This is a genomic window from Flavobacterium sp. LHD-80, assembly GCF_030929605.1.
Taxonomy (GTDB): Bacteria; Bacteroidota; Bacteroidia; order Flavobacteriales; family Flavobacteriaceae; genus Flavobacterium.
This window is the reverse complement of sequence record NZ_JAVFVS010000011.1, coordinates 378,285-405,204: the sequence shown is the minus strand read 5'-3', so window position 1 is coordinate 405,204 and position 26,920 is coordinate 378,285. Positions and strand designations below refer to the sequence as shown.

The 26,920-nt window shown below is 33.3% G+C and carries 25 protein-coding genes, 1 pseudogene and 1 riboswitch; of the genes and pseudogenes, 17 read left to right on the top strand and 9 right to left on the bottom strand.

Annotation, left to right across the window (positions count from 1 at the left end; all coding sequences use genetic code 11):
• Positions 1 to 19 precede the first annotated feature (19 nt).
• On the bottom strand, positions 20 to 1,048 hold the full coding sequence (locus tag RB619_RS16675; protein WP_374119718.1) for a FecCD family ABC transporter permease: 1,029 nt from the start codon (positions 1,046 to 1,048) through the stop codon (positions 20 to 22).
• Between the two features lies 1 nt (position 1,049).
• The gene (locus RB619_RS16670; protein WP_308099506.1) at positions 1,050 to 2,192 is read right to left on the bottom strand and encodes an ABC transporter substrate-binding protein; all 1,143 of its coding nucleotides are present in this window, start codon (positions 2,190 to 2,192) and stop codon (positions 1,050 to 1,052) included.
• A 96-nt stretch (positions 2,193 to 2,288) separates the two neighbouring features.
• On the opposite strand from RB619_RS16670, the gene RB619_RS16665 reads away from it, so the two are divergent.
• The 9 genes and pseudogenes from RB619_RS16665 (at position 2,289) to RB619_RS16625 (ending at position 10,744) form a co-directional block, all read left to right on the top strand.
• Entirely contained in the window at positions 2,289 to 2,651 is a 363-nt protein-coding gene (locus RB619_RS16665) for a DUF5522 domain-containing protein (RefSeq protein WP_308099505.1), read from the top strand.
• Positions 2,652 to 2,681: 30 nt separating this feature from the next.
• Positions 2,682 to 3,040, top strand: a pseudogene (locus RB619_RS16660) (four helix bundle protein).
• Positions 3,041 to 3,075: 35 nt separating this feature from the next.
• Entirely contained in the window at positions 3,076 to 3,582 is a 507-nt protein-coding gene (locus tag RB619_RS16655; protein WP_308099504.1) for a bifunctional adenosylcobinamide kinase/adenosylcobinamide-phosphate guanylyltransferase, read from the top strand.
• 141 nt (positions 3,583 to 3,723) lie between these two features.
• Positions 3,724 to 5,403, top strand: a complete 1,680-nt coding sequence (gene cobT, locus RB619_RS16650) for a nicotinate-nucleotide--dimethylbenzimidazole phosphoribosyltransferase (RefSeq protein WP_308099503.1) — start codon at positions 3,724 to 3,726, stop codon at positions 5,401 to 5,403.
• 44 nt (positions 5,404 to 5,447) lie between these two features.
• Positions 5,448 to 5,858, top strand: coding sequence for an IS200/IS605 family transposase (gene tnpA, locus RB619_RS16645; RefSeq protein WP_308099501.1), 411 nt, complete (start codon positions 5,448 to 5,450; stop codon positions 5,856 to 5,858).
• 359 nt (positions 5,859 to 6,217) lie between these two features.
• Positions 6,218 to 7,015: an adenosylcobinamide-GDP ribazoletransferase gene (locus tag RB619_RS16640; RefSeq protein WP_308099499.1), complete on the top strand. Its 798-nt coding sequence runs from the start codon at positions 6,218 to 6,220 to the stop codon at positions 7,013 to 7,015.
• Complete coding sequence (cobC, locus tag RB619_RS16635; protein ID WP_308099497.1) at positions 7,000 to 7,536, top strand: alpha-ribazole phosphatase; 537 nt, start codon at positions 7,000 to 7,002, stop codon at positions 7,534 to 7,536. The genes RB619_RS16640 and cobC overlap by 16 nt, the downstream gene beginning before the upstream one ends.
• A gap of 67 nt (positions 7,537 to 7,603) precedes the next feature.
• Positions 7,604 to 7,810: riboswitch (cobalamin riboswitch) on the top strand.
• 26 nt (positions 7,811 to 7,836) lie between these two features.
• Positions 7,837 to 9,690 carry a TonB-dependent receptor domain-containing protein gene (locus tag RB619_RS16630; protein ID WP_308099494.1) on the top strand — a complete coding sequence of 618 codons (1,854 nt, stop codon included), beginning with the start codon at positions 7,837 to 7,839 and terminating at the stop codon, positions 9,688 to 9,690.
• Positions 9,691 to 9,694: 4 nt separating this feature from the next.
• Positions 9,695 to 10,744 (top strand): amine dehydrogenase large subunit, encoded by a 1,050-nt coding sequence (locus RB619_RS16625; RefSeq protein WP_308099493.1) that lies wholly within the window; start codon positions 9,695 to 9,697, stop codon positions 10,742 to 10,744.
• Between the two features lie 72 nt (positions 10,745 to 10,816).
• Here RB619_RS16625 and RB619_RS16620 read toward each other — a convergent pair whose 3' ends face one another.
• A complete protein-coding gene (locus tag RB619_RS16620) occupies positions 10,817 to 12,289 on the bottom strand; it encodes a S41 family peptidase (RefSeq protein ID WP_308099492.1) in 1,473 nt (490 codons plus the stop codon).
• A gap of 161 nt (positions 12,290 to 12,450) precedes the next feature.
• On the opposite strand from RB619_RS16620, the gene RB619_RS16615 reads away from it, so the two are divergent.
• The 4 genes from RB619_RS16615 to RB619_RS16600 all read left to right on the top strand — a co-directional run bounded on the left by RB619_RS16615 (position 12,451) and on the right by RB619_RS16600 (position 14,592).
• A complete protein-coding gene (locus RB619_RS16615) occupies positions 12,451 to 12,960 on the top strand; it encodes a sigma-70 family RNA polymerase sigma factor (protein WP_308099489.1) in 510 nt (169 codons plus the stop codon).
• Positions 12,947 to 13,414 carry a hypothetical protein gene (locus tag RB619_RS16610; RefSeq protein WP_308099488.1) on the top strand — a complete coding sequence of 156 codons (468 nt, stop codon included), beginning with the start codon at positions 12,947 to 12,949 and terminating at the stop codon, positions 13,412 to 13,414. The genes RB619_RS16615 and RB619_RS16610 overlap by 14 nt, the downstream gene beginning before the upstream one ends.
• A 16-nt stretch (positions 13,415 to 13,430) precedes the next feature.
• Entirely contained in the window at positions 13,431 to 13,958 is a 528-nt protein-coding gene (locus RB619_RS16605; RefSeq protein ID WP_308099486.1) for a DUF4252 domain-containing protein, read from the top strand.
• Positions 13,959 to 14,055: 97 nt separating this feature from the next.
• Positions 14,056 to 14,592, top strand: coding sequence for a DUF4252 domain-containing protein (locus tag RB619_RS16600; RefSeq protein ID WP_308099484.1), 537 nt, complete (start codon positions 14,056 to 14,058; stop codon positions 14,590 to 14,592).
• 296 nt (positions 14,593 to 14,888) lie between these two features.
• Here the strand turns inward: RB619_RS16600 and carB are convergent, their stop codons facing one another.
• Entirely contained in the window at positions 14,889 to 17,744 is a 2,856-nt protein-coding gene (carB, locus tag RB619_RS16595; RefSeq protein WP_308099482.1) for a carbamoyl-phosphate synthase large subunit, read from the bottom strand.
• 144 nt (positions 17,745 to 17,888) lie between these two features.
• Positions 17,889 to 18,050 carry a 50S ribosomal protein L34 gene (rpmH, locus tag RB619_RS16590; RefSeq protein ID WP_008464848.1) on the bottom strand — a complete coding sequence of 54 codons (162 nt, stop codon included), beginning with the start codon at positions 18,048 to 18,050 and terminating at the stop codon, positions 17,889 to 17,891.
• 168 nt (positions 18,051 to 18,218) lie between these two features.
• Between rpmH and RB619_RS16585 the strand changes: the two genes are divergently transcribed.
• Complete coding sequence (locus RB619_RS16585; protein ID WP_308099473.1) at positions 18,219 to 18,734, top strand: DUF2892 domain-containing protein; 516 nt, start codon at positions 18,219 to 18,221, stop codon at positions 18,732 to 18,734.
• Between the two features lie 225 nt (positions 18,735 to 18,959).
• Here RB619_RS16585 and RB619_RS16580 read toward each other — a convergent pair whose 3' ends face one another.
• Positions 18,960 to 19,619: an alpha/beta hydrolase gene (locus RB619_RS16580; protein ID WP_308099464.1), complete on the bottom strand. Its 660-nt coding sequence runs from the start codon at positions 19,617 to 19,619 to the stop codon at positions 18,960 to 18,962.
• Positions 19,620 to 19,902: 283 nt separating this feature from the next.
• Here RB619_RS16580 and RB619_RS16575 point away from each other — a divergent pair, with 283 nt between their 5' ends.
• The gene (locus RB619_RS16575; protein ID WP_133525279.1) at positions 19,903 to 20,208 is read left to right on the top strand and encodes an N-acetyltransferase; all 306 of its coding nucleotides are present in this window, start codon (positions 19,903 to 19,905) and stop codon (positions 20,206 to 20,208) included.
• Here RB619_RS16575 and RB619_RS16570 read toward each other — a convergent pair.
• From RB619_RS16570 to RB619_RS16560, 3 genes are all read right to left on the bottom strand, one after another.
• Complete coding sequence (locus RB619_RS16570) at positions 20,205 to 21,635, bottom strand: anion permease (protein ID WP_308099457.1); 1,431 nt, start codon at positions 21,633 to 21,635, stop codon at positions 20,205 to 20,207. The two genes, RB619_RS16575 and RB619_RS16570, sit on opposite strands and share 4 nt — an antisense overlap.
• Positions 21,636 to 21,655: 20 nt before the next feature.
• Positions 21,656 to 22,807, bottom strand: a complete 1,152-nt coding sequence (locus RB619_RS16565) for a porin (protein ID WP_308099455.1) — start codon at positions 22,805 to 22,807, stop codon at positions 21,656 to 21,658.
• A 223-nt stretch (positions 22,808 to 23,030) separates the two neighbouring features.
• Positions 23,031 to 24,665 carry an ABC-F family ATP-binding cassette domain-containing protein gene (locus tag RB619_RS16560; protein WP_308099453.1) on the bottom strand — a complete coding sequence of 545 codons (1,635 nt, stop codon included), beginning with the start codon at positions 24,663 to 24,665 and terminating at the stop codon, positions 23,031 to 23,033.
• Between the two features lie 293 nt (positions 24,666 to 24,958).
• Here RB619_RS16560 and RB619_RS16555 point away from each other — a divergent pair, with 293 nt between their 5' ends.
• Both RB619_RS16555 and RB619_RS16550 read left to right on the top strand, forming a co-directional pair.
• Positions 24,959 to 25,630, top strand: coding sequence for a response regulator transcription factor (locus RB619_RS16555; protein ID WP_308099451.1), 672 nt, complete (start codon positions 24,959 to 24,961; stop codon positions 25,628 to 25,630).
• A complete protein-coding gene (locus RB619_RS16550; RefSeq protein WP_308099448.1) occupies positions 25,630 to 26,901 on the top strand; it encodes a HAMP domain-containing sensor histidine kinase in 1,272 nt (423 codons plus the stop codon). The genes RB619_RS16555 and RB619_RS16550 overlap by 1 nt, the downstream gene beginning before the upstream one ends.
• Positions 26,902 to 26,920 lie beyond the last annotated feature (19 nt).

Here is a 26,920-nt window from a genome sequence, read left to right as displayed (position 1 = left end):
AAATCTGTGGCCAAATAATTTATCTAAAATTTCTTTTCCTTACCAAAAGCCAAATCACAACCGGCGCGCCAATAATTGACGTTATAGCATTTATTGGCAACGTAACATCAAATCCCGGCATTTGCGAAACGATATCACAAAACAACATTATTATAGCTCCAAAGAACAAAGTACTCCAAAACAAAATCGTATGATTACTCGTTTGGAATGTCAGTTTTGCAATATGAGGAACGGCTAATCCAACAAAAGCAATTGGGCCGGCAAAAGCAGTAATACTTCCTGCCAAAATACTAGTTGCAAATATGATAATCAATCGTGCTCTTTTAAAATTCAATCCCATACTTTTCGCATAGTTTTCGCCAAGCAATAAAGCATTTAGAGGTTTAATGCTATTGGCGCTTAAAGCCAAACCAATTCCGACACAAAATGTCAAAATCCCGATTGTTGACCATGAAAGATTGCCAAGACTTCCCATCGACCAAAAAGTAAATTTCTGAAGCTGTTCGGCTGTACTGAAATAAGTTAGAACGCTCACAATTGCTGTAGTAAAACTTCCAAACATTAATCCTACAATTAATATTGCCATTGTATCTCGTAATTTCTGAGAAACTACTAAAACTAAAAGCAAAACTAATGTACTTCCAAAAGTAGAAGCAATTACAATTCCGTAAGATGAAAGCGCAATCACTTTCAAAAAAGAAGGCAAAAATCCAGCGCCTAAAATCACAAAAGCAACACCCAAACTTGCTCCAGAACTAAGTCCTAAAACATAAGGCCCTGCCAACGGATTTCGGAACAAAGTCTGCATTAAAAGTCCGCTGATTGAAAGTCCAGTTCCTACCAAAACTGCCGTAATTGCTTTTGGCAAACGATAATTAATAATAATATATTCCCAAGTTGATTTTGTCGCCTGTCCGCCTGTTAAGCTAGTAAAAACATCTTTTAGTGGAATTGTAACAGATCCTAAACTGATACTCGCAAAAAACATCAGCAAAAGGCCTAAAGACAAAACGACAAATAAAATGGTATTTCTTTTTTTGTTTGCCAATTTAATTCAGTTTTGATGCAAAAGTAAATTCGTAACCCGACAATAAATCTGGATGGAAAATTTTGATATAATCTTTTAGAACCAAATCAGGACGGCTTGGCGACAATTCATAAAAAACAGTACCGCCAGTTGCTCCAAATTTACTTTCTAAAGAATAAACCGATTTGTTTTTAAAAGCATCAAACTCACCATAATGCGGATTTGCTTTTTGCAGTTCATCTAAGTTTTTAAAAGATCCCGAAACCACCCAAACATTTGCCGTTTTTGCTTTTTCCAAAACTTTTTCAAAAGACAAACCTTCACTTCCTGTTCCTTTTAAACTGCTCCACAAATAATCTGATTTTGCATCTTTCATAAATTGTGCGACCCAGCTGTTTCCTTTGGCAACATACCAAACATCTTCGTACATTGAACCATATAAAACTTTTGTTGTTGCAGGTTTATCGGCAACTAATTTTTTAGCTTGATTGTAGCTCTCAACAATTTTATCAAACAATTCTTTTGCTTTGTCTTCTTTGCCAAATAATGTACCATAAAGCTTAATCCATTCGGCTTTTCCAAGTGGCGACTGTTCCATCCAATCTCCTTGAATTAAAACATTCAAACCACTTTTTTTCAAATTATCCAACATCGGATTGTTGTTGTCTACTCCAAAAGTCACAATCAAATCTGGCGATAATTCGATTAATTGCTCAATATTCAGTTTTTCATTTTGTCCAACGTTTTTCACTGAACCTTTATCAATAAGTGCCCTTGTTTTTTCAGAAGAAATATAATCAGTATGTGGAAAACCAACCAATTTATTTTCTACTTCCAACATTTCTAAAAATGGAATATTAGTTGTTGAAGTTACCACAACTGACTCTAAAGGAACTTTTATAACTGGATAAGTTTGAAGACTATCTGGAACATTAGCGTCTTTTTCTTTCAGAATATACTTGAAATCCTTATTCGCATTGGGCCAAGGATTTGAAATAGTGACAACAGAATAACCTTCCTGTTTTACAATAGAAAGCCCTGAAGCATATTCTATACTATTTTTTGCAATTTCTGACTTTTCGACTACAATATTTTCATTTTTTTTACATCCTGTAAGAATGAAAAAAGAAAGAAAAAATACTAACTTAGGTAAATAAAATTTCATATTTAACGTTTTGGATAGGGACAAAGGTAAATCATTTTCTGATTTTTTTGTTTACTTTTATTCTTACAAAATTCAACAAACTGTATCTTTACATTTATGAATACCATAAAAACAAAAATTTGCTCAAGCTGTGAAACTTCTTTCAGCTGTGGAGATATTTCGGTTGAAAACAAATGCTGGTGCAATGATTACCCACCAATTTTTAACCTTTCAGAGGGAGGCGACTGTTTGTGCCCAGTTTGCTTTAAAGAAGCCTGTGAAGATAAAATTGATGCTTACGTTGAAACACTAACTCCTGAAAAAGCTTTAAAAAACAAAGCTATATCTCTACCAAAAACCGAAAAACTAATAGAAGGAATTGACTTTTATATCGAAAATGGCAATTATGTTTTTAAATCCTGGTTTCACCTCAAAAGAGGAACTTGTTGCGGAAACGATTGCAGGCATTGCCCGTACTAATTATTAATTATAAATTGTTAGTTGTTAATTATGAAAAACAACGTTGTGAAAAACAAAAGTTTTGATTTTGCAATCAGAATTGTTAAACTATATCAATATTTAAATAACAATAAAAAAGAATTTATACTTTCGAAACAACTTCTGAGATCAGGAACTAGTGTTGGCGCCATGATGAGAGAAGCGGAGCATGCTGAAAGCAAAAGTGATTTCATTCATAAATTTGCTATTGTTCAAAAAGAACCAACGAAACAGTTTATTGGCTTGAATTATTAAAGGCAACTGATTATTTAAATGAAAAGGAATTCGAAAACATTCACAATGATGCAATCGCAATTTTAAAATTAATAACCAGTATTCTTAAAACTTCAAAAAAACAAATTCTAGCATAAATTTATAATTAACAATTTACAATTAACAATTAAAGATGATTTATTTAATTACCGGTGGCGAGCGTTCTGGAAAAAGCAGTTATGCCCAGAAATTAGCTTTAGAACTTTCAGATACACCAATATACGTTGCGACAGCCAGAAAATGGGATGCCGATTTTCAGAATCGTATTGATCGGCATCAGCTGGAACGCGATGAACGCTGGACCAATATCGAAAAAGAAAAATATTTAAGCGAAATTGATTTTTCGGGAAAAGTGACCTTGATTGACTGTGTAACCTTATGGCTGACCAACTTTTTTATCGATACTAAAAATGATGTTTCGTTATCGCTGGAAGAAGCGAAAAACGAATTCATTAAAATAGCCAAACAAGAAGGCACATTAATAATTGTAACCAATGAAATTGGAATGGGAGTTCATGCCGAAACTCATATTGGCAGAAAATTTACTGAACTTCAAGGCTGGATGAATCAGTTTTTAGCATCAAATGCCGATGAAGTTGTTTTAATGATTTCGGGAATTCCGGTCAAAATAAAAGGTTAACAAAATTCAATTTCAATATGAATGGCAAAAATCAATAGAGCAATTTCTAAATTTTAAATCCTGAAATTCCAATATCGTAAAGTATCTTTACACAAAGAATAAATTGAAATTGATTTTTGAAATTGTTATTGATTTTTGAAGATGAGCCATTTAGATGATATTTTAAAATCACGTCGCGATACCCGACATTTTACAACTGATGAAGTTCCTGACGAAGTGATGCAAAAAGCTTTGCAGGCCGGACATTGGGCGCCTTCCGTTGGGCTTACAGATGCAACACGATATTATCTTATCAAATCTACTGAAGTCAAAACTGCAATTAAAAATCTGTTTTTAGATTACAATAAAAAAGCAGAAGAACTTACTGATAATCAGGAACAGAAAGAACTTTACAGATCCCTAAAATTAGAAGCAATTGAAGAAGCGCCAATTGGACTTATAATTGCTTATGATCGATCTGTTTTAAATCAATTTACAATTGGAACTGTTGGCAGCAATGAAGCGGTGAAATTCAGTTCGGTTTGTGCCGCGCAGAATATTTGGCTTTCGCTGACAGAACAAGGTTACGGAATGGGTTGGGTTTCGATTTTAAATTATTATCAGTTTAAAAAGATTCTAGATTTGCCTGAAAATATTGAACCTTTAGGTTATTTCTGCATTGGAAAACCTGCTACAAACTACAATAATCAGCCAATGCTCCAGCAATTGCATTGGAAACAAAAATCGGAAAGTCCAATTTGTACCGAAATTCAAAATGTACACGAAAGTTCAATTTCAGAAATAAAGAGTACAGCTTCTTCAGAAAAAAATATTTCATCAGATTTTGATCAACTTCTGCAAGAAAAAATAGATTCAAAAACGAAACCTGTTGGCGCTTTGGGAACTTTAGAAACTTTAGCTTTTCAAATGGCAAAAGTTTTTAAAACTTTGGAACCAAAAATCATCAAACCCAATATGGTTGTTTTTGCCGCTGATCACGGAATTGCGAATCACGGCGTAAGTGCTTATCCGCAAGATGTGACGCGACAAATGGTTAGCAACTTTCTGGACGGTGGCGCAGCAATCAATGTTTTTTGCAGACAAAATAACATTGAGTTATCCATTGTTGATGCAGGAGTTAATTATGATTTTCCAACAAACGCAAAATTGATTAATGCAAAAGTTGCCAAAGGAACACAGTCTTTTCTACATGTGCCCTCGATGAGCGAGGCAGAATTAAAATTGTGTTTTGAAAAAGGAAAATCAATCGTTGATGAGATTGCCAAAACTGATTCAAACTGCATTGGTTTTGGCGAAATGGGAATTGGGAATACTTCTACAGCTTCTGTTTTGATGAGTCTTTTGACGGGTTTTCCAATTGAAGAATGCATTGGAAAAGGTACAGGTATAATCGATGAAAAACTGATTCAAAAACATAATCTTCTAAAAAAAACAATCGAAAATTATTCCGGTCAAGCCGAATTAATGTCGCAGTTGGCTTATTTTGGCGGTTTCGAAATCCTGCAAATGGCAGGCGGAATGCTTTCGGCCTTTGAAAATAAAATGCTGATTTTGGTGGATGGCTTTATTTGTTCTGTTGCTTTTTTAATCGCTTCTAAAATCAATCCAGATATTAAAGAAAATGCTGTTTTTTGTCATTGCTCCGCTGAACAGGCGCATCAAAAATTACTTAATTATTTAAATGCAAAACCAATTTTAAACCTAGATTTGCGTCTTGGCGAAGGAACTGGATGTGCAATTGCTTTCCCAATTTTAAAATCGGCTGAAGCTTTTTTGAATGAAATGGCTAGTTTTGAAAGTGCCGGAGTAAGTAGGAAATAATTTACACTTTATGGCGTTGTAGATTAAAATTAAAAATCTTATAAATGCCTTTTACTAAAGTTTACATTCATTGCGTTTGGAGTACAAAAAACAGGTTTCCATTCTTAAACTCTTTTGATTTACGTCAGAAAGTTTGGCAACACATCAAAGAAAATGCTTTAAAAAAAGAAATATTTATTGAGCTTATTAACGGATACTCTGATCATTGTCATTGTTTAATTTCTCTTGGAAATAACCAAACGATTCAGAAAACGATTCAATTATTGAAAGGAGAATCTTCTTATTGGATTAATAAAAACCAATTAACCAAACAAAAGTTTGAATGGCAAGATGAATATTTTGCTGTTTCAGTCTCAGAATCTATTATCAATAAAGTCAAAGATTATATTAAAAATCAGGAAGAACATCATAAGAAGAAAACATTTCAAGAAGAAAACATTTCAAGAAGAATATGACGAGTTTATAATCAGGTTTGGATTCAAAACAACTCCTTAAATTTTGACTAAAACCTTGCTTTTAGCAATTTTATTTAATCTACAAAAAAAAACTGGAAACAATTCAAAAATTATGATCTGACAACTTTACTTTGATTTTTTGGCTAAAGCCCTTTTCTTTGTGATCTCATACTAACCTCCAGATAAATCTGGAGGCAACTGAAATAAAAAACTTTTTTTTAATATTAACTTTTCTAAAAAAAAACATACTATCTATATCAAAAAGTAATAAAATTAAAAAAATCAATTGCCAACATCTTTAGATGTTGGAATAAAATATTGCCTCTTAAAAGGGCTTTAGCCAAACAAACACAATCTAAATGAAAAAAGAACTACATATCTTCTTCACCTGTTTAATGTTTTACACCCGAATTCCATGTCCAAAAAACATTACACATCATCCCGATTATTTAAATAAAGCCACACGCTATTTTCCTTTTATCGGATGGATTGTTGGGAGCATTTCATTTTTGGCTTTTTATCTTTTTTCACTTTTTCTTTCAGTAGAAACGGCTGTAATTTTTGCTATAATTGCTTCTGTTTTAACAACCGGAGCTTTTCATGAAGATGGTTTTGCCGATGTATGTGATGGTTTTGGCGGAGGCTGGACCAAGGAAAAAATTCTGATGATTATGAAAGACAGTGCCATTGGTGCTTATGGAGCGATTGGTCTGGTCTTATTATTTTTATCCAAATTCAAATTGATTTCAGAATCGATTCTAATTTTCAAAAATGACAATAACTATTTTTTACTATTCTTGTTTTTTATTTCAGTTCATGCTGTAAGTCGTTTGGCGGCAATCAGCATTATTTTTACTCATGAATATTCAAGAGATGATGCTACAAGCAAAAGCAAACCAATTGCAAAACAGCATACTTGGAAAGAAATTTCAGGATCATTTTTCTTCGGATTAGTTCCGTTGCTGGCACTCTCCTATTTCTCTTTTGAAATAAAAACGATTTTGATTTTAATTCCGGTTTTCTTGACAAGATATTTTTTAGCAAGATATTTCCAAAAATGGATTGACGGATATACAGGCGATTGCCTTGGCGCAACACAACAAGTTTGCGAAGTTGTTTTTTATTTAAGCCTTCTTTTTATATGGAAATTTATCTAGTTCGACATACCGAAACGGTCTGTGAAAAAGGAATCTGTTACGGACAATCTGATGTAGATATTGCTGAACCTTTTGACATTATTTTTGACAAAATAATTTCTAAATTACCTTCAGAAGCGATTATTTTTTCAAGTCCATTGAAGCGTTGTGTGATTTTAGCAAAACATATTCAGAACAACATCAAAACCATTTCCTATCAGGAAGATGATCGTTTAAAAGAAATGAATTTTGGCGATTGGGAATTAAAAAACTGGAATGAAATTCCACAAGAAGAACTCAATCCTTGGATGGAAGATTTTGTGAATATTCGAGTTTCAAACGGCGAATCTTTTGTTGAATTACATGACAGAGTTGGTGATTTTTTATCTGAAATTCTTTCAAAAAACATCCAAAACCCAATCGTCATTGTTGCACATGCCGGAATTATCAGAAGTATCTTATGTCATCAAACTTCATTGCCATTAAAAGAAGTTTTTCAAAATAAAGTAGATTTTGGCCAAGTCATTAAAATTGAGCTTTGACAGGGGTTTTGTTTAGAATTTGACTCAAAAAGTAAAACAAATTTGAAAATTCAATAATTTTAACTTTATCTTTGCGCAAAATTAAGGTTGTGTTTTATTTATAAAAACACATTAAAAGGGAATCAAGTAAAATCTTGAGCTGTACCCGCAACTGTAAGCTTAGTTCTAAAAAGAATGCTTGTTGTTATCTACAAACCACTGTCATGCCTTGCGTGATGGGAAGGCAAACAACAAGACGCAAGCCAGGAGACCTGCCTTTGAAACAAAGATCGAACTCTCGGGAAAAAGAGTGTAGAAATTATGATTTTAAAAAAATATTTCGCTTTTAGTTTATTATTGCTGTGCCAATTTATTTGGGCGCAAAAGGACTCTATTACTGGTTTGAAAGAAGTTATAGTTTCTGATGCTAATCTTAAAAAATATTCTGCTTCACAATCGGTTTTAAAACTAAATGATTCGGTTATCAATAAAAATGAAGCTTTATTGACTGATCTTTTGAATTTTAATTCTACTATTTATTTTAAAGAATACGGCCGCGGAATGCTTTCGACAGTTGCCTTCAGAGGAACGACTTCATCGCAAACGGCAGTAATCTGGAACGGAATCAACATTAATTCTCAAATGAATGGAAGTACCGATTTCAATACGATTTCAGGTTCCGATTATAATTCTATAAGCGTTAAAGCTGGTGGCGGAAGTGTTATTTATGGAAGCGGTGCCGTGGGTGGAACTGTGCATTTAAATAACGATTTGGCATTTTATAATCGGTTTGAGAACAATTTAAAACTCGATTACGGAAGTTTCAACACGATCGGTATCAATTATAAAACTAACATTTCCAACGAAAAATGGAGCGCTCAAATTGGTTTTTCTAAAAACAGCTCGACAAACGACTATAAATATCTGGACAGATATACTTGGAAAGGCGAACAACGCTGGAATCAAAACGGACAATATGATGTTGTCACTTTGAGTGCCAATTTGGGATATAAATTTGATGCCAAAAACAGTTTAAAACTTTATAGCCAAACTTCAAATACAGATCGAAATACCTCTTTAATAACAGAAACCGAAACCCCAAGCAAATATGTAAACGGTTTCAACAGAAATTTACTGGAATATGATGGTAACTTCGGCAAGTTTAAAGCCAATTTCAAAACGGCCTATATTTTTGAAAATTACCAATATTACCCTGATAATTCTTTTAATCAATATACTTTCGGAAAAACCGAAAACTTGATTACTAAGGCAGATTTAGGATACACACTTTTTAAATCGACACAAGTAAACGGAATTTTAGATTATAACCGAACAAAAGGCTTTGGAAGCGGTTTTGGAAATAATACACGAGAAATCAGTTCGGCGGCAGTATTAGTAAAACAAGATTTTTCTAAAGATTGGAAGACTGAATTTGGTGTTCGAAAAGAATTCACAGACAATTACAAATCACCTGTTTTATACAATTTAGGATCATCTTATCAATTTGGAAAACTATATAATTTCAAATTGAATTTATCTCGAAATTTCAGAATTCCAACTTTCAATGATTTGTATTGGGAAGAAGGCGGAAATCCAGATTTGAAACCCGAAAGTTCCTATCAGGCAGAAATTGGAAATGTTTTTACTTTCAAAAACATTTCACTTACACAGACTTTTTACTACATCAAAATTACTGATTTGTTACGATGGGTTCCAGGAAGCGGGGGCATCTGGAAACCTGAAAATACAGACAAAGTCAATAGTTATGGAGCTGAAACTTTAGTGAGCTGGAAAAAACAGTATGGCAAAAATTATTTTGGAGCCAATGCCACTTACGCCTACACCGTTTCAGAAAACACAGAAACTGACAAACAATTGTTTTTTGTTCCTTTTAACAAAGTAACAGCGTCGGTTTCGTATTCGAGAAGCCGAATCTCGGCCTATTATCAATTCCTTTATAATGGATTTGTATACACGCAGGCTGATAATGATCCAAATGAAATTGTCGATGCCTATACGGTTTCGAATATTGGAATCGATTATGATTTCAAATTTTTAAGTTCTTTCAAACTTGGGTTTCAAGTATTAAATCTTTGGAACGAAAATTACGAAAGCCTTGAAAATAGACCAATGCCAGGAAGAAATTTTAATTTGTACTTAAACCTTAAATTTTAATATAATGAAGCTAACTAGATTATTTTTATTAGCAGTAAGCGTATCGCTTTTTGTTTCTTGTTCTAACGACGATGATAATGACCCGAAAGGTGCTTATGATAATGGATTTTTCATTTTAAATGAAGGAAATTCTGGCGGTGGTTCGGTTTCTTTTGCAAGTGATGATTTGGCCAATTTTACAGCTGATGTTTACAAAACAGTAAATACAGGTGATTTTGCAGGAGTGTATCTACAAAACATCTTTTTTAACGGAGATAATGCTTATATCATCGCTGGTGGATCTAACGTAATTAATGTTGTAAACAGATATACATTTAAATTAATTGCAAAAGTTGACAGCGGATTAGCAAACCCAAGATATGGTGTTGTAAAAGACGGAAAAGCGTATGTAACCAATGCAAACACGTATTCGTACAGTAATCCTGCAACTGGAAATACTGATGATTATATTGCTGTAATTGATTTAGCTACTAATAAAGTAGAATCTAAAATTGAATTGAAAGCTACTGCAAACCGTATTGTATTAGAAAACGGTAAATTTTATATTACTGATAGTTATAATGACAAAGTATTGGTTGTAAATGCAGCAACAAAAGCACTTGAAACTCCTGTTACAATTGGTACTAGTGGAGACAGCATGGAAGTTAAAGACGGAATTTTATATGTTTTGAGAGCTCCTTACGGAGATAACAGAAGCGAAATTGTAAAAGTAAAACTATCTGATAAATCAGTTACTAAAATCACTTTCCCAAAATCTTTAGACAGAGCTGGATACTTAGATATTTATAATGATAAAATTTACTATACGTCAAACAATTCAGTTTACGCAATTAGCCCTTCTGCAACAGAAGCTTCTACAACGCCAATTTTAACTGCTAATCTTCCAACTGGTGGTTCTATTTATGGTTTTGCTGTAGAAAACAATAAAATTTATATTGCTGATGCTGGAGATTATGCATCAAACAGTAAAGCTTACATCTACAACTTAAGTGGTGTATCACAAAAAGAATTAACTGTAGGTGTTGGACCAAATGGTTTTTACTTCAACAATTAATATACCTTTATTTTTAAATTAGTTTTTGGATTTTTTTGAAAAAAAGGCTTTCATTTCTGAAAGCCTTTTTTTTTATTTTAACGATTTTGAAAACTGTTTAGGAGCAGTTTCTAAATACATTTCATTTCGTAATCCGTTGATTTTTTTCGAATCGTCTATATAAGGTAAAACAAAACTTTTGTCGGTTTGAATCTTTTTAGCAGTGGCTCCAGTAATTTTAGAAATTGCCAGATTCAATAATGGTTCAGCAGGATCTCCAAGTACTCCATAACTGCTTATATATTCTAACTGAACATAAGTCGGAACCAATCCTGAAGTATAATCACCAAAATCTTGCGCATTGGTAATTTTAAAAACCAATGGTTGCATCGCATATTTATGATTTGGATTTACTTTTGATTTTGTAAAAGTTGGTGAATCATAAACAGTAAATGAACCCACATTTTTTCCAGTTGTTGTCTCACCAATCTGAACAACATCAATGTAAGGTTTTAAACCATTAATAACTAATTCACTTGCCGATGCCGTGTTCGCAGTTGTTAATACATAAACTTTCGACAAATTCAGACTATTTAAAGCCGTGCCATCAATATTACTCACAAATCTTTGGTTCAAAGACTCCAGATCTTCTGTAGTCATTGTAGCCATTAATTTCAAGTTGTATTGTTGTTTTGAAAATACTTTTCCGTTAAACTGACCTGTAATCATACTTGCCAAACGAGTTGACGAACGTACAGAACCTCCTCCGTTATATCTTAAATCCAAAACTAGCTCTGTAATTCCTTGTGCTTTTAGTTCACCAAAAGCTTGGTTTAATTTAACATCATAATCAGAATAAAAACCGTTATACATTAAATAGCCAATTTTATGACTGCCAGAAGTAATTACTTTATTAATTAAAATTGGATTTTCTTCTAAAACCGTTTTAGTCAAAGCAACCGATTTTCCGTTCAAAACAAAAGTTGAACCATTATAATCGGCAAAATTTAAAGTATAACTATCTTGAGCTAGCAATAAAGATTGATAATTAGAAACCGTAAGTTTTGTACCATTTACAGCAGTAAACAAATCACCTCTTTTTATAGCTTTAGCCGAAGCATCAGAATTTGGAATAATATAACGCACATAACCTACAACATCATTTGAGCCATCAGCAACTCTTGTAAGTTTAAAATCTACACCATTATTTTTTGTGATTCCGTTAAGTTCTTGTTCCAATACTGTATAATCATCAACAATCCAGCTAAAACGGTCAATTGCACTTGCAGGGTATTTACTGATTGGTTTATTTAATAAATCTTGAAATAATTCCTCAGGTTTTGAATATCCAGATAAATAAGAGTTTAATTCTGCTTGACTGCTAAATCTATCATCGGCCAAATTTGGCACATCAGCTTGCCACAAATAAACTGCATTTAATCCTTTCCAGATAAAATCATTTACTTGCAAAGTTGCCGGAGCTTCTACATCATCCTGATCTTCACAGGACTGTAAAGTAAAGGCAAGCATAAAAATTAGTAGTAAACTCTTTAATATTGTTTTCATAAAAATGTTCTTGGTATTCTATTAACGTAAAAATACTACCTTTAGTTTTAACTCTATTAAGTTTATTTCATTTTTTCTGTAATTTTTTTTCAAAGAGGCTGTAACAAAAATAATAGTGCCTCGTCTTGACTATATAAGCTAACGAATAACCAACCAATTTTATGAATCAGAATGTGTTTATAGAATTAATTAATCCTTTTAAAGACAAAGTTTTTCGTCTGGCAAAAAGATTGCTCACCAGCACCGAAGAGGCAGAAGATGCCACTCAGGAAGTGATGGTAAAATTATGGAACAAAAAAGACAATTTAAATTCCTATAATAATATCGAAGCAGTTGCCATGACAATGACCAAGAATTATTGTCTGGATCAATTAAAATCTAAAAGAGCCGGAAACCTTAAAATTGTGCATAACAATTTTACAGACCGAGAACCTCAATTAGATAAAAAATTAGAAGATTCTGATAGTTTAGAATGGGTTGAAAAAATTATAAATCAGCTGCCAGAACAGCTTCAAATATTAATTCAGCTTCGGGATGTTGAGCAGTATGAATTTGATGAAATTGCGAAAATTGTCAACATGAATGAAACTGCTATTCGAGTAGCACTTTCGAGAGCGAGAAAAAAAATTAGAGAATCAATGGTTAACACACACAGTTATGGAATTAGATAGAATAGAATATATATTAGAAAAATACTTTCAGGGAGAAACAACTATTGCTGAAGAAAAAGAATTAAAAGACTATTTCTCATCTCCAAATGTTGCGCAGCATTTAGAGCAATATCAGCCAATGTTTGGTTATTTCTCTCAGGTAAAACAACAAAAATCGACACAAGAGATTCCACTCCCGAGGCCTCGGGACAAGAAACGAAATGTGGCGTGGTTATCAATTGCAGCTTCGGCGGTTGTTTTACTCGGAATTGGAACCTATTTCTTTGCAAGCCAAGAAAATACAGCTCCGGCTGTGGCGCAGTCAGAACTGGGAACCTATGATAATCCTGAAGAAGCTTTAAAGGCAACTCAAAAAGCTTTGGCACTATTATCAAACAATGTTAATATAGGTATTGGAAGTGTACAATACATTAACGAATATGAACAATCAAAAAACAAAATCTTTAAACAGTAATTAAAATCAATCAAAAATGAAAAATTTCATCATAACACTAGTATTCGCCTTTGTTACAAATGTATTTTATGGTCAGGGCGCTTTTGACAAATTTGACGGTCAAGACGATGTAACATCAGTAATTGTAAACAAAAAAATGTTCGATTTAATGAGCAAAGTAAAAGTTGACGCTACTGACAAAGAAACACAGCAGTATATTAATCTGATCAAAAAATTAGATTACCTAAAAGTGTTTACAACTAAAAATCCTAAAATTGAAGCTGACATGAAAGCTTCTGCTGATAAATACATTAAAACAGCAGGTTTAGAAGAATTGATGCGAGTAAACGACAGCGGTAAAAATGTTCGCATCATGGTAAAATCTGGCGCAAGCGACTCGCAAATCAAAGAATTACTGATGTTTGTTGACGGGGCAAAAAATGACGAAACGGTTTTACTGTCTCTAACTGGTAATTTTGACTTAAACGAAATTTCTGTACTTACGGACAAAATGCAACTTCCAGGCGGTTCAGACTTAAAAAAGGCCTCTAAAGGCAAAAAATAATCATGAAATCACCACTAATAGAAAGTTTGTGCAAACAAACACCGAAAAATAAAAAGGTGATAACATATATGACCAATAAAAAATAAATTCAACATATATGAAAACACGTGTTTTTACCTCAGCCCTAATAGCGTTACTGACTTTAATTAGTTGTAATTCTGAACCTTCATTGCAAAAGTATTTTGTTGAAAATAGCGAGAAAAAGGATTTTATCGCGGTCGATGTTTCATCTAATATTTTAAATGTAGACAAAGCAAAATTATCTGCCGAGCAAACTGAAGCTTTAAAATCATTTGACAAAATGAACATTTTAGCCTTTAAAGCAACAGATAAAAATCAAGCCGAATTTGAAACAGAACGCACCAAAGTGAAAGCGATTTTAAAAGATCCAAAGTATCAGCAATTAATGAAAGTTGGTTCAGGTAAAGACGGAGCTTCAATAAGTTATGTAGGCACAGATGAAAACATCGAAGAGTTTGTGGTTTTTGCCACCAGAAAAGAAAATGGTTTTGCTGTTGTCCGCGTTCTCGGAAAAAACATGAATCCGAACAACATTATGACATTGATGTCGGTTTTACAAAAATCAAACATCAATATGGATCAGCTGAAACCTTTGCAACAATTGATAAAATAATCATCAATCTTACTTTATAAATCAGAAAAAGCTCCAAATAATTTTGGAGCTTTTTTTATGCATCAAATCACACAAATGATATCGTATAGACACACAGCAGTGCGCTTTATCCGCAAAATATTACAACTAAACACAAAACTAAGCGTGATGAATACTGGACGTAGACTCACTGCTGTGCGTTTCTGCGGAAAATTAGAATGGATAATTGTAATTTCACTGCAAAAATCATTAGGGATAATAAAAATAAAAAAGCTCCAATTTTCATTGGAGCTTTTCTTTTATAATAAAATCCGAGATTATTTACTCAAATACATTTTTCTTCTAGAGTACAATTCATAGAATTGATCGTCTTTCAAGTCATCGATAAACAAGATGCTTTCTCCTGTTGATTTCATTTCTGGTCCTAATGCTTTGTTTACATTCGGGAACTTGCTGAAAGAGAAAACTGGTTGTTTGATTGCGTATCCTTTTAATTGTGGATTGAAATCAAAGTCAGTTACTTTATTGTGACCTAACATTACTTTTGTAGCGTAATTTACATAAGGTTCTCCGTAAGCTTTTGCAATGAACGGAACCGTTCTTGAAGCTCTTGGGTTTGCCTCGATAATGTAAACTGTATCGTCTTTAATCGCAAACTGAATATTGATTAAACCAACCGTTTTTAAAGCTCTAGCAATTTTATGTGTATGATCTTTAATTTGCTGCATTACAAATTCTCCTAAGTTGAAAGGAGGCAATGTTGCGTTACTATCCCCAGAGTGAACTCCGCAAGGCTCAATGTGCTCCATAATTCCGATGATGTAAACATTTCCATCAGCATCACAAATCGCATCAGCTTCAGCTTCGATTGCTCCGGCTAAATAGTGATCTAAAAGCAATTTATTTCCTGGAATCGTTTTCAATAAATTGATAACGTGCTCCTCTAATTCTTTTTTGTTGATTACAATTTTCATTCCTTGACCTCCTAATACATAAGAAGGACGAATCAATAATGGGAAATCTAATGTGTCAGCAAGTGCAGAAGCTTCATCAGCCGTTTCAGCAATTCCAAATTTAGGGAAAGGAATATGTAATTCAGTTAATAAATCTGAGAAACGTCCTCTGTCTTCCGCTAAATCAAGTGCATCAAAACTAGTTCCGATGATTTTCACTCCGTATTTAGAAAGTTTATCAGCCAATTTCAATGCTGTCTGACCACCAAGCTGTACAATTACACCTTCAGGTTTTTCATGCTGAATAATATCATAAATATGCTCCCAGAAAACTGGTTCGAAGTATAATTTATCCGCTGTGTCAAAATCTGTAGAAACTGTTTCTGGATTACAGTTGATCATGATGGTTTCGTAACCGCATTCTTTTGCCGCTAAAACTCCGTGTACACAAGAATAATCAAACTCAATTCCCTGACCAATTCTGTTTGGTCCAGAACCTAAAACGATGATTTTCTTTTTATCTATAACAATACTTTCGTTATCTACATAACGCTTACCATCTGCTTTTTCAATTTCAGCTTCAAAAGTTGAGTAGTAATAAGGTGTTTTTGCTTTAAATTCTGCTGCGCAAGTATCAACCAATTTAAACACACGGTTGATGTTTTGCTCCATACGCAAAGCATGTACTTCACTTTCAAGACAATTCATCATGTGCGCTATTTGTCTGTCAGCAAAACCTTTTTGTTTCGCTTCAAGCAATAAATCTTTAGGAAGATTTGAAACTTTATAGTTAGAAATTTCTTTTTCCAAAGTATAAAGTTGTTCGTATTGTTTTAAGAACCACATATCGATTCTTGTAATTTCATGGATACGGCTCAACGGAATTCCCATTGCAATTGCATCATAAATTACAAAAACACGATCCCAACTTGCGTAAGTTAGTTTCTCGATAATTTGTTCGTAGTTTTTATATCCTTTTCCATCAGCACCAATTCCGTTTCTCTTAATCTCTAAAGATTGAGTTGCTTTGTGTAATGCTTCTTGGAAAGAACGTCCAATTCCCATAACTTCACCTACAGATTTCATCTGAAGACCTAAAGTTCTGTCAGATCCTTCAAATTTATCGAAGTTCCAACGTGGTATTTTTACGATTACATAATCTAAAGTTGGTTCAAAAAGAGCCGAAGTAGATTTTGTAATTTGGTTTTGTAACTCATCTAAGTTATATCCTAAAGCTAATTTAGAAGCGATTTTTGCAATTGGATAACCTGTTGCTTTTGATGCTAATGCAGAAGAACGAGATACACGAGGGTTGATTTCGATGGCTACAATATCTTCTTTTTCATCTGGCGAAACCGCGAATTGTACGTTACATCCTCCCGCAAAATTTCCAATACTTCTCATCATTAAGATAGCGTAGTCACGTAATTTTTGGAAAGTTGTATCTGATAAAGTCATTGCAGGCGCAACTGTAATCGAATCTCCAGTGTGGATTCCCATTGGGTCCATATTTTCGATAGAACAAATGATTACAACATTGTCATTTTTATCTCTTAAAAGCTCTAATTCGTATTCTTTCCATCCCATCAAAGCTTTGTCAATTAAAACTTCGTGAATTGGAGAAGCTTCAAGTCCGCGAGTTAAAAGCTCATCAAAATCTTCTTTTTTGTAAACAACTGCTGCTCCAGTTCCACCAAGTGTAAACGAAGGACGAATTACAAGCGGGAAACCAAATTCCTGAGCAATTTCTTTTCCTTCTAAATAAGAAGTAGCTGTTTTTGCAGGTGCAGTTGGTACATTTATTCTTTCTAAAAGCTGTTTAAACTGCTCTCTGTCTTCTGTAATATTAATTGCGTTTACATCAACCCCGATTAATCTTACTCCGAAATCCTGCCAGATTCCTTTTTCTTCAGCTTCCAAACACAAGTTCAAAGCAGTCTGACCTCCCATTGTAGGCAAAACAGCATCAATTTGTGGATGTTCCTTCAGAATTTCAATAATCGATTTTGTAGTTAAAGGTTTCAAATAAATATGATCGGCCATTGATGGGTCGGTCATAATCGTCGCTGGGTTTGAGTTAATCAAGATAACTTCAATTCCTTCTTCACGAATAGAACGTGCAGATTGAGATCCTGCATAATCAAATTCGCAAGCTTGACCAATAACAATAGGTCCTGAACCTATTATTAAAACTGATTTTATTGATGTGTCTTTAGGCATTTTGTATGTATTGTGTAGTTATTATATGCATTAAAAAACATTCACAGTGCTTTAGAAACTAGAATGTTACAAATTTATTACCGACAAGGTATAAAAAAAGGCGATACTAAAAAAGTAATCGCCTTATGTATGTTTATACAAACATTATTTTTTGTGTCTAGGTTCGCTAGAAACAGTCAATTTATGTCTTCCTTTTGCTCTTCTACGCGCTAGAACTTTTCTTCCATTCGCAGAAGCCATTCTGTCCATAAATCCGTGCTTATTTCTTCTTTTTCTTTTCGATGGTTGAAATGTTCTTTTGCTCATTGCTTTGTATCTTTAAAAATGGTATCTAATTAACTCGTTCTTGGTTTTGAATATCGTTGCTCAAAAACCGAGTGCAAATATACAAAGACTTTTTTTTCTGGCAAGCACTTTAATAAAAATATTTTTAATTCATTTTACTATATTTGCAATCACAAATTTACATTAATTATGTTTCATAAAAATATTAAACTTATTTTGGCCGGACTTCTTGTAGTTGCTGGCGTTTGGCAATTTACAGAAAGTAATATCGGGAACGGTATATTTTTGCTTTTACTTACTGCAATTCCAATTTTTCTTTATTTTAAAAACGAATTTATCCTTTTAGCTTTCCTTAAATTAAGAAAACAAGATTTTGAAGGCGCTAAAAAATGGTTGTCATACATTAAAAACCCAGAAGCCGCATTAGTAAGAAAACAACAAGGATACTTTAATTACCTACACGGAATTATGTTATCTCAAACGAATATCAACCAAGCTGAGAAACATTTCAAAAAAGCTATCGAACTTGGATTATCAATGGATATGGATTTAGCCGTAGCAAAATTGAATCTTGCTGGAGTGGCAATGTCACGCCGAAGAAAGCTTGAAGCAACTAATTTATTGAATGAAGCTAAGAAATTAGACAAACAAGGAATGCTGAAAGAGCAAATTTCTATGATGAAAGAACAAATGAAGAAAATCTAACGATTTTTAAATTCCAATATTGAAATCCCAAATTCTAAAAAGAGTTTGGGATTTTTTATTTCTAAACGCATAGTTTGTCATTTCGACGGAGGAGAAATCTTCGCACGAAACTCTACAAAGATTGACGATTCACTTTGAGGAGCTACTTGTCGAAATTTCTCCTCCGTCGAAATGACAAGATTGCGCTATAATGCTCAAAGAATTGGAATTTGGAATTTAAAACATTTAATCTTCCAATATAATAGAAGGTAAATTCTCATTTAGCCATTTGTATTTATTGAGAATCATAATATGAGTCCCTCCTTTTACAACAATACATTTGTCAATATATTTTATAGGAAAGACATCATCCTGATCTCCGTGAATATGAATCACATTGTCATCAACTTTATTTCTGTCCCATAAAATAACCGATTCTACAGCCCATTGCAGATAATTAAGATCCCGAACCGCCAAAAACTTCTCGTATAACTTAATTCGTTTATTGACTTTTTCTCCAAAAGAATATTTAGCGAGATTTTCAATATTCAAAATCAGCTTCATCGGAATAAGTTTGTAAGCCTTTGTTGTCTTACCAATTTTCATTCGTCTTGGAAATTCAACATTACTTCTTACGCTCGAAATAATAATTACTTTGTGCGCTTTTATATGCTTCGAAATTTCCTGAACCAAAATTCCGCCAAAAGAAACTCCAATCAAAACAGGATTTTCATGTTTGATATTTTTTGCAATTCGAACGGCATAATCAGATAACGATTCTTTAGGCTTAGGAATCTCCCATTCAAGCAAATAGGTTTCAAAAACAGATTCATCTAATTTAATTCTTTCAAAAATAGCTGGACTAGCTGCTAAGCCAGGCATAAAATAAACAGGAATTTTACTCATTTGTCAAAAAAGGTATTTTAATTACAAGGCTCTATTTCAAGATAAATTTAATTTTTTTAACAATATGCACAGCAAATCTCACACCATAATCCATATTAAAACAAATAAAATTACAAATTATCTAAAAAAAAGACCTCTTAAAAAAAATAATTTCATATTGAAAATCAAATGATTAACTTTGCATTCCAAATCATTCATGTTTAACATTCTTACATTAGCATTTAAACAGAATAACGCCCTAAATCTATTTTATATTTTAAACCTGCTAAAAAAATGACAAATTATGGAATCTATTGAAACTACATTGGCAATTAAAGACAACACTTTTGCGAGACAATTTGAAACTTTAGCTCCTGAAGGAATGCTTTCTGTTGAATATTCATTTCAAGAAAAGAAAATTTTCCTAACCAAAATTAACACACCTGAAGGCTACGACAATCAAGCCGTACTTGACAACATGTTGAAAAACATCATGGAATTGAATACTGAGAAAAAATTTAGAGTTGTTCCAATTCACCCAAAGATTGTTACTTTTTTCAAAAAAAACCCTAAATATAAAGAGTTGCTTCCTCCAGGAATCAGGATTTAAAAATCACCAATTAATCGGAGCCACAAACCTCCTATTACCATATAGATAAAGAGCATAACTAATCCAGTTATAAGCCCTTTGACCCACCAGCTTTTTAGGTCGACATAACCGCTACCAAAAAAGACTGGTGCCGGTCCATGTCCGTAATGCGTTAAAGTTCCATATATCGATCCCACAAAACCAAGCATAAAAGCAAGAAGCAAACCTGGCACTCCAAGCGAAACCCCAACTCCCAACAAAGCCGCATACATTGCTGCCACGTGTGCCGTTGCGCTTGCAAAAAGATAATGGCTAAAAAAGTACACTAATACAATAATGGGAAAAGCCATTTGCCAGCTTAATCCTCCTATTTCAGTTTTAATTAAATCACTGAACCACGCAATAAAACCAAGTTCATTGAGCGAACTTGCCATCATTACTAAAACTGAAAACCAAACAATAGTATCCCAAGCTCCTTTTTCGGCTTTTACATCATCCCAAGTTAAAACTGAAGTTAAAAGCAAAATAACTAAACCAATAAATGCAGTAGTTGTAGCATCTATAGAAAACAAATCGCCTGTCATCCATAAAAACAGCAAAATAAAGAAAGTTAATAGCATCAGCCATTCATTACGGGTAATCGACCCCATTTCTTTAAGTTTTTGAGCTGCAATTTGAGGCGCATCTCCAGTTTTCTTAAGTTCTGGCGGATAGATTTTATAAAGTACAAACGGAATCACAAAAAACGAAACCAAACCCGGAACAATAGCTGCAGTTGCCCAAGAAATCCAGCTGATTTTAATTCCGAGATTAAGCGCAAATTTTTGACACATCGGGTTACTTGCCGTACCCGTCAAAAACATAGACGAAGCGATCAAATTTGCATTATAACTATTTAAAGTAAGATATGCTCCTAATTTTCGGTGCGTTTCTGGCTTATCTGGCATCGAGCCAAAACTCATTGACATCGATTTCATAATCGGATAAATAATTCCGCCTCCGCGTGCTGTATTACTTGGTACAGCAGGCGCTAAAACCAAATCAGCAAGCCCTAAACCATACGCAAGCCCAAGTGAACTTTTGCCAAATACTCGAATAAACAAAAAAGCAATTCGATTTCCTAAACCTGTTTTAATAAATCCTCTCGCAATAAAAAACGAAATCCCAATAAGCCAGATTACTTTATCACCAAAACCTTTCAGCGCCAATGTTATTGATTTTCCAGCATCTCCAGGCGCCAAAACCTGAGAAAAAGCCGTTAATGCAATAGCAATCATACACATGGTTCCCATTGGAGCCGCTTTTAGAATAATTCCTAAAATGGTAGCTACAAAAATGGCAAACAAATGCCATGCTTCAACAACAACACCGTTTGGAGCAGGAATTAACCAAATTGCTACTCCTACAGCAAGTGTGATAATGGTTTGAGGAATTTGTACTTCTTTCATAAAAACAAGATTTAAATTAATTAAAGTCTAAGCTGGAGCTGTATTAAAAACAAGTTATTATTATAGGTGGTGGTATCTGGAACATTATAATCAAATCGGTCAATTTGAAATCCTGCTTCAATTCGTCCTCTATAAGCTTTTCCAAATTCAAGACTCACCATTGGCGTATATGTCTGCCTTAAATTGGAATCAATTTTATAACTCGGATCAAATCTTTCATAACGGCATGAAAATTCTAAAGAGGTTAATTTATTATAATCAACAACATATCTAAAATTAGGCAAAAAGTAAATACCGCGCATTTGATAATCTGCAACATCTGGAGTTCTTGACGCAAGTGGCAGAGAAAAATACAAATTATGATTTGTTCCCTGTTTGTATTCAATCTGCAAATCAAAACTCAATTTATCAGTAATTTTAAAATCGCTTGTAATATCAGCGCCAATTGCAAAAACATCTTCTTTGAAAACTTTTCCAAAACCTCCGTTCAAACCCAAATTAATGTCATATTTTTTCGACAACTCCAAAACCCATCTCGTAGAAACCTGCTTACCGTTATCTTTATCCATCTCGGCATTCTTTCCGTTTCCATTCAAAATAGAAAAAGCATAATTCACTGGTATTTTTCCAACATCAAAAGCACCCGTTGCCGAAGCCCCTATTTGAAAACTTGTCCAGCCATTTTTTCCAAATTCATAATATTGATTAGAAAAATCGAACGACTTTATAATATCTACGGGCACCAATTCCTCAATACCAAATGCCGGTCTGAACTGACCACCGGTTAAAGCTATGTATTTATTAAAAGTATATTTTCCGTACGCATTTTCAAGAACCTTCCCTTTAGTATCCGATTTAAAATCGGCTAAATTTACCAAAATCACAACTTCAGTTTCTTTACTGAGCTTTGTATTTAGCCCCACACGCATTCTTTTAATATCAAATGAACTCTGAGTAGCATTTCCTGCTGAATGATGAGTTCCCAAAACATCGACATTATCTTCAAAACTTTCTAAGTATCTGGCTTGCAAAAGTCCTTTAAATTGAAATGTTGGATATTTAATATCACTTTCAGAATCAGTCTCTGGCTGAGTTTGTGCAGTTTGAGCAATCGAAAGCAATGGCATCAGAAACAATAGAAGAATAATTTGAAGAAGTAAAGTCTTTTTCATAGGCATATAAATTAAAACTTTTAAAAAGGCGTCCAACTCATTTTTTTACATTAGAACACGTAAAAAAACACAAACACTTATAAATCAACATAAAACAGTTATAAATATAATAAAAAATCAACAACTTGTAAAAATAGTTGCATTAAAATACGGTTATCAATTTTAACATAACAAAAAAGGCGCAAGAATCAACTTGCGCCTTTTTACTATTTTTAGGATATTTCTATTTTTCGATTTCTCTCATCGAGTCCATTTTTTTATGTGCCAAGAAACCAGCAACATCTTCAAAATGTTCTTTAACTCTTTTATTTCCAAATTCAAAAACCTTCGTTGCCAATCCGTCAAGGAAATCACGATCGTGCGAAACTAAAATCAACGTTCCGTCAAAATCACGTAAAGCATCTTTGATAATATCTTTCGTTTTCATATCCAAGTGATTCGAAGGCTCATCCAGAATCAACAAGTTAACTGGCTCCAACAACAATTTAATCATTGCCAAACGTGTTTTTTCACCACCCGAAAGTACTTTTACTTTTTTAGTAATATCGTCACCTTGAAACATAAACGCTCCAAGAATATTTTTTATTTGCGTTCTAATATCTCCAACTGCAATGTTATCGATAGTTTCAAAAATTGTAGCATTTTCATCTAATAATGAAGCCTGATTTTGAGCAAAATATCCAATTTGAGAATTATGTCCAATTTCAACACTTCCAGAATCAACGCCAATTTCCTTCATAATTGCTTTGATCATCGTTGACTTTCCTTCTCCATTTTTCCCAACAAAAGCAACTTTTTGGCCTCTTTCGATTACGATATTCGCATCCTTGAAAACCACATGATCACCATACGATTTAGACATTTCTTTTACAATAACTGGGTATTGGCCAGAACGTGGCGCCGGCGGAAACTTTAATCGCAATGCAGAAGCATCAACTTCATCAACTTGCACGATCTCTAATTTTTCAAGCATTTTTACACGAGATTGAACCGCATCTGTTTTAGAGAATGTCCCTTTGAAACGGTCAATAAACGCTCTATTGTCTGCAATCATTTTTTGTTGCTCATCATACGCTTTTTGCTGATGAATACGACGGTCTTTTCTTAATTCTAAATAATGAGAATATTTAGCTTTGTAATCGTAAATTCTTCCCATTGTTACTTCGATAGTTCTGTTTGTAATATTATCAACAAACGCTCTATCGTGCGAAATTACCACAACTGCTTTTGCAGAAGTCAGCAAAAACTCTTCTAGCCATTGAATACTTTCAATATCCATGTGGTTTGTTGGCTCATCCAGTAAAATCAAATCTGGTTTTTGAAGTAAGATTTTCGCAAGTTCAATACGCATTCTCCATCCTCCAGAAAATTCAGATGTTTGACGGCCAAAATCTTCACGTTCAAAACCTAAACCAACAAGAATTTTTTCAACTTCAGCTTCGTAATTTATTTCTTCAATAGCATAAAATTTCTCACTCAAGTCAGAAACTCTTTCGATCAATTTCATGTAAGCATCACTCTCATAATCTGTACGAACGGTTAATTGTTCGTTGATTTCGTCAATTTCGGCTTTCATTTTAAAAATTTCACCAAAAGCTTTTGATGCTTCTTCCATTACAGTCGAACCATCTTTAGTCAATAAATGCTGAGGCAAATAAGCCACAACTGCATCTTTTGGCGTTGAGATACTTCCTGTTGAAGGTTTGTTTTCGCCAGCAATTATTTTTAAAAGTGTCGATTTTCCCGCACCATTTTTACCCATAAGGGCAATTTTATCATTTTCATTTATAGCAAAAGAAACATCGCTAAAAAGTGTAGTTCCACCAAACTGAACCGAAATATCGTTAACTGTAATCATTTATCTTCTGTGAATTTATTTAATCGGTTAATCGTTTATTTGACTACCCATTTTTTTTGTGCTGCAAAGATAGATTAATTAGATAATTAGGCAATTAGATAATTTGATAATTTCTTGATTTGACAATGTGATAATTAGCAAACCTGTCAGGTTTATTGACTGAGAATTATTTCATTGGCACATTTTCTAATTTTCTAATTGATACATTTAGACAATTCCCAAATGTTTCCAGAAACCAGGGCTTATTTTGAACTTGTATTCTTACATTTGAATTACATAAAAACAGGCAAAACATGAAAATTTTAATCATAGAAGATGAAGCTGGTTTACGTGAAGTGGTACAGCAATCGCTGGAAAAAGAAAAATGCATTGTAGAAACGGCTTACGATTACATTTCCGGCTTTGATAAACTTGGAGCTTATGATTATGATTGCATCTTAATTGATATTATGCTTCCAAACGGAAACGGATTAGACCTGTTGCAGGAAGTAAAAAGACAAAAGAAACAAAGCGCTGTTATTATAATTTCGGCAAAAGATGCTGTTGATGACAAAGTAAAAGGTCTTGATTTAGGTGCCGATGATTATTTAAGCAAACCTTTTCATTTATCTGAATTACATGCCCGAATCAAATCGGCAATTAGAAGAAACAATCATAATGGAGATAATTTGATTGTTTGGAAAAACGTTACGCTTTCTCCCGAACAACGAACGGTTTCTATCGACAACAAAGAATTAGTATTAAACAGAAAGGAATTTGATTTGCTGTATTATTTCATCATCAACCCAAACCGGTTAATTAACAAAACAGCTATTGCCGAATATGTCTGGGGCGATCATACAGATCAGGCTGACAATTTGGATTTTATATATTCACAGGTTAAAAATCTACGAAAAAAGCTAAAAGACAGCAATGCCGAACTTGATATTCAGGCTGTTTACGGCATTGGATATAAAATGAATTAATGAAATTACAAAACTACACTCTTCGTTATCTTGCTCTCACCCTTTTGGTTGTTATTCCTATTTGGGCCGGAATTTTTTATGTCTTGATTTTAGATGAAGTTTATGACAATATTGATGATGATTTAAAAAACTCAAAAATCATTATTACCCGGCATGCTTTTGCCGACAAAAAATTATTAAACTCGCCTGAATTCGGAATCAATAAATTCACAATAAAACCACTTCCTAAAGGCAATTATTCGCTTAAAGATGAATTTTCTACCTCTAAGGAATTTATGGAATATGATAACGACAACGAACCGATAAGAACTCTAAAAACTGTTTTCAATGACGATAACGGAAATTCTTATGAATTGATTATTAAAGCTTCAATTGTTGAAGAAGATGAACTGCTCGAGGATTTGTTTCTTGCTTTAATTGGTTTATATGTTATGCTGGTTATTAGTATTCTGGCGGTAAATCATTTATTGCTGAAAAAAATCTGGAAATCATTTCATACGATTTTAGACAACCTTAAAGAAATCAAACTTGGAACCGGAAGCAAATTAAAACCCATCACTTCTCCCATAGACGAGTTTAATATTCTGGCTAAAGAAGTAGAAAGAATGCACAATCGTAATGAATCTATTTATTCCAGCCAGAAACAATTTATAGAAAATGCTTCGCACGAATTACAAACACCACTGGCAATAAGCATTAACAAACTGGAATTATTTGCAGAGAACACGATTCTTTCAGATGAGCAAATGATGGAAATTGGAAAAATTACGGATACTTTAAATCGACTAACCAGATTGAACAAATCTTTATTGATGCTGTCTAAAATCGAAAATCAACAATTCTCTGAAGAAGAAAACATCAACTTTAACGAACTTATTTTATTACTAATTGAAGATTATACTGATTTAGCCGATTTCAAAAAAGTAAAAATCTCCGTAACTGAAAATGATTCGTTGCACTTTATAATGAATAAAGGATTAGCCATTGCATTAATTAGTAATTTATTAAAGAACGCTCTAATTCACAATCATCATGATGGCTTTGTAAACTTTATTATAAATAAAAATGACATTACAATTTCGAATAGCGGCATAGATTTCCCTTTAAATTCAGAGGTTATTTTCAGCAGATTTTATCGCCATACTACAACAAACGAATCTACTGGTTTAGGTTTATCGATAATAAAATCCATTATAAACAATTATTCTATTGTAGTCGAGTATCTGTATACCAACAAACATCAGTTCAAAATTATTTTTCCAAAAAAGTAGTCTTTTTATTATTTTTTCC